Genomic DNA, 8,473 nt, shown 5'->3' with positions numbered 1-8,473 from the left:
GGCGGCTTAGCCACCGACGTAGGAAGCCCGCGCGTTTACGCGTGGGTGGAGTCACCAGCGCATTGTCGTAGGCGTTGCCATCGGCGATGGCCGAAGCCCTCGTCCCCCTGCTGTACCGGGCCTGCCCGGAGGGCGGCGAATACGGCGGCTACCACCAGGCGAACCTCGAAGGCGACGAAGCCGTGGGACCGTGCGGGCCGCGGCCAGGGGGATCCTTTCCGCTCTCCCGAGCGTTGTCCTGACGGGGACACAGGAGTGGGAGGGGCGGTGTCGGCCGGCCGCAGTTGCCGCCGGGGCCGGACCTGCCCGCTCCGGCCGCCCGATGCCGTCCGTGCCTCGACGTGGAGGAGATCCGGTGCTGGACCAGACCCTTGCCGCCCTCGCCCTGTCCGGTGCCACCACCGTGGTGGCCGCAATGGCCACCGATGCCTGGGAAGCGGCCCGGACCGGCACCGCCAGGCTCCTCGGACGGGGTGAGCCACCCCGGCAGGCGACCGTCGAGCACCAGTTGGACGCCGACGCCGAGCTGGTCCTGAGCGAGGCTGACAGTCCCGGCGTGCGACGGGAACTCGTGCCGGTCTGGAACCGCAGACTGGCCGTCTTCCTCCGCGAGAACCCGGCCGCCGCGGACGAACTGCGTGCTCTCCTGGACGAGATACGCCCGGCTCTGCCGCAGGGCGAGCCCCGGTGGGTGCAGCAGGTCACCGCCCACGGCCAGGGCACCGCATTCGGCGTCCAGGGTGGTGACATCCACTACCACGGGGGTCCCGCCATGCCGGCGGCCGGCGAAGCCGCACAGGCGGACCATGGGTGAGGAGGGCGGGGCCGGGGCCTGGCAGCCCGCGGTGCCGCCGTCCGTCCAGCAGAACGTCACGGCTGTCGGCGGCTTCGCATACGGGGTGGTGGGCGCCTCCGTCCACGTCTTCGGCGACGGGCTGCCGCTCTACGTACTGGAGGAGTGGCGTCCGGCTCCGCACACTGATCCGGAGTTCCTCCGTGAGCTGCCGAGCCGGATGCTCAACGCCCGCTTCGCCGTGGTCGAGTTCACCGGCCGGCAGGGCGAGCTCGCCGATCTGCACCGCTGGTGCCGTGACGGGCCCCGGCTCGCAGCCCGCTGGCTGCACGGCCCGGGCGGGCAGGGCAAGTCCCGGCTCGCGGCCCGCTTCGCCGCCGAGGCCGTCGATGCCGGCTGGAAGGTGATCACGGCCACCCACGGCCCGGGCAGTGTGCTGCCGCCGCCCGGCAGCCAGGATCTCCGCGCGGACGGGGCAGCCGGGGTGCTCCTGATCGTCGACTACGCCGACCGCTGGCCCCAGACCCACCTGGCATGGCTGCTCAGCAACGCGCTCCTGCACCGGTCCGGGGTGCGGGCCAGGGTGCTGCTGCTCGCCCGTACCGCGGACGCATGGCCGGCTCTGCGGGCCTCCCTCACCAACCAGCAGGCGGGCACCTCCACCCGGTACCTACAGCCGTTGGAGCCGGACGAGGGGGGCGGAGACCGCCGACTGATGTTCGACGCGGCGCGTCGCGCCTTCGCAGCCCGCTACGGGCTCGGCAACCCGGCGGCCGTCCCGGTCCCCGGCGGTCTGGACCACCCTGACTTCGGCCTCACGCTGACGGTGCACATGGCCGCGCTGGTCGCCGTCGACGCCCACGCCGCGGGCCGCCCGCCGCCCGAGGAGGCCGCTGCGGGCCTGACGACGTACCTGCTGGACCGCGAGCACGCCCACTGGGCCCGGTTGTTCGGCGACGGCACCCACGAGCTGGACCCGGTGGAGCGCACCTTCCGGACCGCGCCGGAGGTGATGCGACACGCCGTCTTCGCGGCGGCGCTCACCGGCCCGCTCCCCCGCTCCGCCGGTACCGCCGTACTCGTATCACTCGGCGTCGGCCCTGCCGAACAGGTCTGCGGAGACCACGCCGTCTGCTACCCGCCGGATGGCGCCCCGGGGACGTACGCCCAGCAGGCCGCAAGCACCGCGGTCGGCGTGTCCGTTCTGGAGCCGTTGTACCCCGACCGCCTCGCCGAGGATTTCATCGCTCTCACCCTCCCGGGTCATCGCGCCGACCATCCGCCCTCGCCCTGGGCGGCGGATGCCGTACGGATCCTCCTCGACCGTGACGGCGACGGCGCCGCCCCGGCCTGGACCCCGCGGGCGGTCACCTTCCTGGCCGCCGCTGCCGAGCGCTGGCCGCACGTCGCGTCCGGACACCTGCAGCCGCTGCTGCGCGAGGATCCCCGGCTCGCGGTCGACGGCGGAAGCGCCGCACTGGTCGGCATCGCCCGCCTCGACCGGCTGGACACCCCGCTGGGCCAAGCCATCGCCGAGCACTTTCCACAGCACCGCCACGTCGACCTGGACGTGGGAATGGCCGCGCTGACGGCCCGTCTCGGCGAGCGGGTCATCGTCGAAACGCCGCTGGAGGACGAATCGCAGCGGCCGGTGCTGAGGGCGCTGATCCGCTCCGACACCGCCGTCCGTCACTCGTACGCCGGACAGCACGACCTGGCCGTCGCAGCGATGGAACAGGCGGTGGAGGACTGGGAGACGGCCGCGGTCACGTTGCGGACCGCCTTCGAAACCCACCTGGCAGACGCCCTGAACGCCCTCGGCAACTACCTCTGGCACACGGGACGGACCACGGAGGCCCTCGCGGCGAGCGAACGCGCGGTGTCCCTCTGGCGGAACTGGGCCGATTCCGCTCCCGACCAGACCGGCCTGCCGCAAGCACTCGGCAATCTCGGCCTCTGGCTGGCCGAAACCGGCCGCCGCGCCGAGGCCGGACAAGCTCTGGCCGAAGCCGTGGAACTGCTGCGCCCGGTGGCCGAGGCGGATCCGGAGCAGCACGACCACCGCCTCGCCACTGCTCTGCACAACCTCGGCACGTGGCTGGCCGACGAGGGCCGCCGCACCGAGGCCCTGGAGTCGACGGCGGAGTCCTTGGCCATCCGGCGCCGGCTCGCCGCCGTCCATCCCGAAACTTACGAACCCGACCTCGCCGACATCCTCGTCAACCTCGCCCGCGACCTCGCCGCGCTCGGCCGCCGGGCGGAGGCTCTGGCTGTCTCGGGCGAAGCGGTCGACATCCAATCCCGCCTGGCCCGCAGCAACCCCGCGGCGCACGAACGCGGGCTCGCGGTCTCACTGTGCGGCCTCAGCGTCGACCTGGCGGAAGCCGGCAGGTGGGATGAGGCCCTGGTCACGAACGAGCAGGAGATCGCCGTGCTGCGGCGGCTGGTCGAAACCAACCCGGCCGGGTTCGAGCCGATGCTGGCGCGGGCCCTGGACAACCGGGGCCAATGGCTGGCGGAGGTCGGCCGCCCGGCGGAGGCGCTGGCGCAGACCGAGGCGGCCGTGGCCATCCGGAGCCGGCTCTGGCGGGACTGCCCTGCGGTCCACGAGCGCCCGCTCGCCACCGCGTTCGGGAACCTGGGCATCAACCGGGTACGGGCGGGAGGTTCGGCCGAAGGGCTGGAGCCCGCGATGCGAGCGGTGGCGATGCTCCGCCGGCTGGCACAGGCCAACCCCGCGGCGCACGAAGCGGAACTGGCCCGCTGCCTCAACAACCTCTGCGTTGTCCTGACGGTGCTGCGCCGGTGGCCGGAGGCGCTGGTCGCCGCCGAGGAGACGGCCGCCCTCTGGCAGCGCCTGGCCGCCGACGATCCGGCGACCCACGCGGCCGCAGCGGCCAGATCCCTGTACACCCTCGGCCTCTGCCGGGCGCTGACCGGCCGTCCGGCCGACGCGCTGGACCCGCTGGAACGCTCCGTCGCCGCCCTGCGTCGGCCCACCGGCACAGACGCCGCGGCACAGGCGCCCCACCTGGCCCGCAGCCTCGACGCGCTCGCCCGCGCGTACCTCGCTCTCGGCCGTACGGACGAGGCCGTCGCCGCGGCGGAAGAGGCGCTCTCCCTGCGCGAGCGGCTCGCCGAGGACGCCCCCGGGGCGCACGGGGCCGCGCGGGAGGATTCGCGGCGACTGCTCGCCGGACTGCGGAGTGTCACCCCAGCACAACGGCCGCGCCACCGCCGGTGGCCGTGGCGACCGCGGTAGGCCGGTCCGAGCGCGGAGCGATTCATCGGCAGCGACGACAAGAACGTCTACGCACTGGACGCGGCCGCCGGAACAGGCACATGACCTGTTTGCGAGCAGACACCGATGGGCCGAAGACCTTAAGCTGGCGGAAAACGGATGTCTAGTCGCCGAAGGGGGCGATAACCCCACTGTTTCATGGTCGAATTGGTCCCGACTGTGCTCGGGATGCTCTCGCTCATCTGCTGCATGACCTACGTCGGTGTTGCCGCGGCCATCGCGCTGGTGGCCACCTTTTCGAAGCGGCCGAGCCGTCGCCGGGAGGCCCGCGAGACCCTCCGGATCCTGGTGCGCATGCAGGGAGACGTGTCACCCCAGGAACCATGAGCCTCCGCCCGCTTGAAGCCGCGGGTCAAGGGGCTGGTGTGACGGTCTTCCGGAGTGCTCGTGCCGGTCGGCGACCCGTCGGCCGACGTGGTCGCACACCTGCGCCGACTGCGCCGACCGCGCGGCCTGCTGCTGGAGCGGCGCGATCGCGCCGACGCCGTGGTGACGGTCGTCGACAGGGAACTCGGGGCACGGGCGAAGGGACCGACGGTGACACCGGAGGAGCAACCGGAGATGCCCGGTGCGCGGTTGTACGACGCGATCGGCGGCGCTTACCCCACGACACGGCGTACCGAGCCGCGGATCGCCGCACAGATCTGGGACGCGCTCGGGGACGCGCGGACGGTGCTGAACGTCGGGGCCGGCACCGGTTCCTACGAGCCTGCTGGTCGCGACGTGACCGCGGTGGAGCCATCGGCGGTCATGCGGGGGCAGCGGCCTGCCGGCTCGGCGCCGTGCGTGGCCGCCGCCGCGGAGAGCCTGCCGTTCGAGGACCGCTCCTTCGACGTCGCGATGGCCGTCTCCACCGTTCACCACTGGGAGGACCCGACAGCGGGGCTGCGCGAGATGCGGCGCGTGGCCCGCCGCGTGGTGGTGCTCACGTTCGACACCGGCGAGCCCGGATGGCAGGACCGGTTCTGGCTCACCCGCGACTACCTGCCGGAGTTCGCCGCCGTCCTCGCGGAATTTCCCTCGCTTGCCGGGATGGCCGACGCGATCGGCGCCCGCGCTGAGCCGGTACCCGTTCCGTGGGACTGCGCCGACGGCCTGTTCGAGGCGTACTGGCGCCGACCGGGGGCGTATCTGGAGGATCACGTGCGCCGTGCGATGTCGGTGTGGACGAGGGTCGGGCCGGAGGCCGAGCAGCGGGCGGTACGGAGCCTCGGCGACGACCTCGAATCCGGCCGGTGGGCCGAGCGCAACAGCGAGCTCGCCGACCTCGAAGCGGCAGATCTCGGCCTCCGCCTGCTCGTTTCCTGAATGGACGCCGGTCGCGGTCCTCGACCCGGCACCCGCCAGGTCGGCGGTGATGCGTTCCTCCCGCCGGCCGCGATGCTCCACGGTCACCCCGTCAGTGCTCCGTCCCGTCCTCGTCCCCGAGCCCGGCCGCGACCGGGTCGCGTAGCGGTGCGGGGACGGGGACGGGAATGTCGTGGCGCAGGGCCCGGTCAGCCAGGGGCGGTACGGCTGAGATGCTCCCAGGACCGGTACAGATCCGCTTGGGCCCGGCCCATCTCCAAGACGTGATCGAAGGACTGGCTGCCGACGATCAGCCGTCGGGGCGGATCCGGCAGTGCGGCCAACTCCATGATGACCGGGGCAGCGGTGTCCGGCTCCGGGGCGACGGCATCGCCCCACATCTCCTCCATCTCGGTGCGCAGGGACTGATACCGCGCCAGGGGTTCGGTGGTGGTGGTACCGGTGGTGAACAGGCCGGTGTTGTAGCCGCCCATCTGCACGATGGTGACCTTGACCCCGAACCCTTCGACCTCCATCGCGAGTGCCTCGCTGACCGAGTCCAGCGCGGCCTTGCCCGCGCCGTAGAAGCCGACGGTGGCCATGCCGCCGCCGCTGCCCATCGAGGTGACCTGCAGGAGCCGCCCCCCGCCCTGGGCGCGCAGGTGAGGGAGAACCGCCTGGGCCACCCACACGGCGCCGAAGAAGTTCACGTCCATGTGCGCCCGGATCTGCTCCTCCGTGGCTTCCTCCACCATGCCGTAGAGCATTCCGCCGGCGTTGTTGACGACCACGTCCAGCCTGCCGAACGCGGCTGCCGCCCGCTCCACCCCGTCGAACACGCTCTGGCGGTCGGCGACGTCCAAGGAAAGGGGGACCAGGTGGGCGGGGTACTTCTCGGTCAGTTCCTCCAGGGGCCCGACGTCGCGGGCGACAGCCACCACTCGGTCGCCGTCCGCCAGGGCGGCCTCGGCGAACGCCCTGCCCAGGCCGCGGGACGCACCGGTGATGAGCCAGACTCTTGCGTTCGTCACGGAATCTCACTCTCAGTAAAGGAAACGGTCCGTCTCGATTCGTTTTGAGCTTAGGGCATCACCGCGAGCTCAGCAATACGGACCGTCTCGTTTCATTTCAAGGGTAGGCTGGGCGCATGGCCCACGTGAAAGGACCGGACCACTCCCGGCGCAAGGAACGGTCCCGGCAGGCGATCCTCGAGGCGACCCGCGCCCTGGTCGCGGAGGAGGCGTACGAGAAGGTCACCGTCGAAGCCATCGCTGCCCGTGCCGGCGTCGGCAAGCAGACGATCTACCGGCGGTGGCCGTCGAAGAGCGCGGTCGTCTTCGCCGCCCTCCTGGCTCTGAGCGAGGATCCGGACGGACAGTCGGTCGCGCTGCCGGACACGGGCGACCTCGAGACGGACCTCAAGCTCGTCATGCGTGCCACGGCGGAGGAGTTCGCCGACCCGTCCTTCGACAGGCTGATCCGGGCCCTCAACACCGAGATCGCCAACGATGCCGAGCTGGCGGCCGAGTACCGGGAGAAGCTGGCCCAGCCGCTGGAAGAGGCGAAGAAAGCACGCCTGCGCAGTGCCCAGGAAGTCGGCCAGCTCGACGCCGACGCCGACCTCGACCTGGTCCTCGAAGTGCTCTACGCCCCCCTCTTCCAGCGGTGGCTGCACCGCAGCGGCCCGCTGACCGCCGCGTACGCCGACTCACTCGTCGACGCGACCCTCAGAGCTTTCGGCCCCCGGACAGGAGTGGGGTCCACACCGGGGGAGCTCGGCCCGGTCGACTCCTGACTCCTGATGACTTCTGAGCGTCCGTCATCACATGTCCCGGCCCGGGGTCGCAGGCGGTGACTTCGGGACCGGACCGCTGCTGACCGCACGGGCCTGCGGCTACATGGCGAGCCGGTCCACCAGCAGTTCCACCCTCGGCTCGGTGTCCTCCGGCGGCAGCCGTCCCGCCCGGGTCAGGGTGGCCAGCCCGTGCAGGGCCGCCCAGAACACCTCGGTGAACAGTGCCGGGTGGACGCCGTCCCCGGCGACCTCGCCGAGCGTCTCCAGCAGGGCCGCGAAGGCGTCCTTCAGCGGCTCCGGGGTGTCCTCGTGCGCGAACGCCAGGCCGCCGTCGAGCCGGAACATGGCGTCGTAGACCGCCGGGTTGCGCTCGGCGAAGGCGAGGTAGGCGCGGGCGAGGGCGGTGACCCGGGTGCGAGGGCCGTCCGCGGCGGAGGCCGCGGCCCGCAGCGCCGCGGCCATCTCGGCGGCACCCTCGAGGGCGACGGCGCCGATGATCTCGCGCTTGCCGCGGAAATGGCTGTAGAGGACGGGCTGGCTGTATTCGATGCGCTCGGCGAGCCGACGGGTGGTGACCGCGTCCCAGCCCTGCTGCTCGGCGAGTTCGCGGGCCGTCGCCACGATGAGGCGCTCGCGGTCCGCCCGTTCGCGCTCCTTGCGTTCCTGTACCGACATGACCCGATCCTAGCATTGCTAGACAATCGAGCAGCGATAGAACTAGCGTTGCCTTATCAGCTAGCAGCGCTAGATCCTTGGAGGGGCAGCATGCTCGACGCACTCGAGGTGTTCACCGTCGTGGTCGTCGGCCTGATGGTGGGGGTGGAGTTCTCCGTCGCCTTCGTCATCAACCCGATCCTCAACGGACTCCCCGAGGACAGCGGCGTGCTCGGCCGCGCCCACGGGGCCCGGATGCTCGGCGCCCTGATGCCGGTCTGGTACGTCACCTCGCTCGCCCTCACCACCGTCTGGGCCGTCGCCGGACGGCACCGCCCCGGCACCGGTCTCGTCGTCGCCGCCGCCGCGCTGCTGATCTTGAGCGTGGTCATGTCGCTCCTGCTGCTCGTCCCGATCAACAACCGGGGCAAGACGTGGACCCCCGAGAACCGGCCCGAGGACTGGAAGGAGCAGAAGAACCGCTGGGACCGCTTCCACCACGTCCGCGTCGCCGTCATCATCGCCGCCTTCGCCCTGCTGGCCGCCGCCCTCACCTGAGCCCGCGGGCCGGCACCACGCCGGTGGCGCACGGTCCCCACACAGCGATGATCAGCGGTGGCCGTACCCGTCTCACACCGACCGG

General features: G+C 72.1%; 8 protein-coding genes. 6 read left to right on the top strand and 2 right to left on the bottom strand.

Going from position 1 to position 8,473, the window contains the following annotated elements; genetic code table 11:
* Positions 1 to 355 precede the first annotated feature (355 nt).
* The 4 genes from B7L92_RS14410 to B7L92_RS14395 all read left to right on the top strand — a co-directional run bounded on the left by B7L92_RS14410 (position 356) and on the right by B7L92_RS14395 (position 5,402).
* Entirely contained in the window at positions 356 to 814 is a 459-nt protein-coding gene (locus B7L92_RS14410; protein WP_081237849.1) for a hypothetical protein, read from the top strand.
* Positions 807 to 4,055: a tetratricopeptide repeat protein gene (locus tag B7L92_RS14405; protein ID WP_081237847.1), complete on the top strand. Its 3,249-nt coding sequence runs from the start codon at positions 807 to 809 to the stop codon at positions 4,053 to 4,055. The genes B7L92_RS14410 and B7L92_RS14405 overlap by 8 nt, the downstream gene beginning before the upstream one ends.
* 177 nt (positions 4,056 to 4,232) lie before the next feature.
* Positions 4,233 to 4,421: a hypothetical protein gene (locus tag B7L92_RS40655; protein WP_081237845.1), complete on the top strand. Its 189-nt coding sequence runs from the start codon at positions 4,233 to 4,235 to the stop codon at positions 4,419 to 4,421.
* A 54-nt stretch (positions 4,422 to 4,475) separates the two neighbouring features.
* Positions 4,476 to 5,402, top strand: a complete 927-nt coding sequence (locus tag B7L92_RS14395) for a class I SAM-dependent methyltransferase (RefSeq protein WP_081237844.1) — start codon at positions 4,476 to 4,478, stop codon at positions 5,400 to 5,402.
* A gap of 188 nt (positions 5,403 to 5,590) precedes the next feature.
* Here B7L92_RS14395 and B7L92_RS14390 read toward each other — a convergent pair whose 3' ends face one another.
* Positions 5,591 to 6,412, bottom strand: coding sequence for an SDR family NAD(P)-dependent oxidoreductase (locus tag B7L92_RS14390; protein WP_081237843.1), 822 nt, complete (start codon positions 6,410 to 6,412; stop codon positions 5,591 to 5,593).
* 116 nt (positions 6,413 to 6,528) lie between these two features.
* Here B7L92_RS14390 and B7L92_RS14385 point away from each other — a divergent pair, with 116 nt between their 5' ends.
* Positions 6,529 to 7,176: a TetR/AcrR family transcriptional regulator gene (locus B7L92_RS14385; RefSeq protein WP_081237842.1), complete on the top strand. Its 648-nt coding sequence runs from the start codon at positions 6,529 to 6,531 to the stop codon at positions 7,174 to 7,176.
* A gap of 99 nt (positions 7,177 to 7,275) precedes the next feature.
* On the opposite strand, the gene B7L92_RS14380 is transcribed toward B7L92_RS14385, so the two are convergent.
* Positions 7,276 to 7,851, bottom strand: a complete 576-nt coding sequence (locus B7L92_RS14380; protein WP_081237841.1) for a TetR/AcrR family transcriptional regulator — start codon at positions 7,849 to 7,851, stop codon at positions 7,276 to 7,278.
* A gap of 90 nt (positions 7,852 to 7,941) precedes the next feature.
* On the opposite strand from B7L92_RS14380, the gene B7L92_RS14375 reads away from it, so the two are divergent.
* Entirely contained in the window at positions 7,942 to 8,388 is a 447-nt protein-coding gene (locus tag B7L92_RS14375; protein ID WP_081237840.1) for an anthrone oxygenase family protein, read from the top strand.
* Positions 8,389 to 8,473: the final 85 nt, after the last annotated feature.

This window comes from Streptomyces viridosporus, from assembly GCF_002078235.1.
In the GTDB taxonomy this organism is placed as follows: Bacteria; Actinomycetota; Actinomycetes; order Streptomycetales; family Streptomycetaceae; genus Streptomyces; species Streptomyces viridosporus.
Note: the sequence above shows the minus strand (reverse complement) of the source record. Positions and strands in the feature narration are given on the sequence as shown.

Bases quoted from the DNA above. Each gene is read 5' to 3' on its own strand.
- B7L92_RS14405 (WP_081237847.1), top strand. From the start codon at position 807: ATGGGTGAGGAGGGCGGGGCCGGGGCCTGGCAGCCCGCGGTGCCGCCG.
- B7L92_RS40655 (WP_081237845.1), top strand. From the start codon at position 4,233: ATGGTCGAATTGGTCCCGACTGTGCTCGGGATGCTCTCGCTCATCTGC.
- B7L92_RS14385 (WP_081237842.1), top strand. From the start codon at position 6,529: ATGGCCCACGTGAAAGGACCGGACCACTCCCGGCGCAAGGAACGGTCC.
- B7L92_RS14380 (WP_081237841.1), bottom strand. From the start codon at position 7,851: ATGTCGGTACAGGAACGCAAGGAGCGCGAACGGGCGGACCGCGAGCGC.
- B7L92_RS14375 (WP_081237840.1), top strand. From the start codon at position 7,942: ATGCTCGACGCACTCGAGGTGTTCACCGTCGTGGTCGTCGGCCTGATG.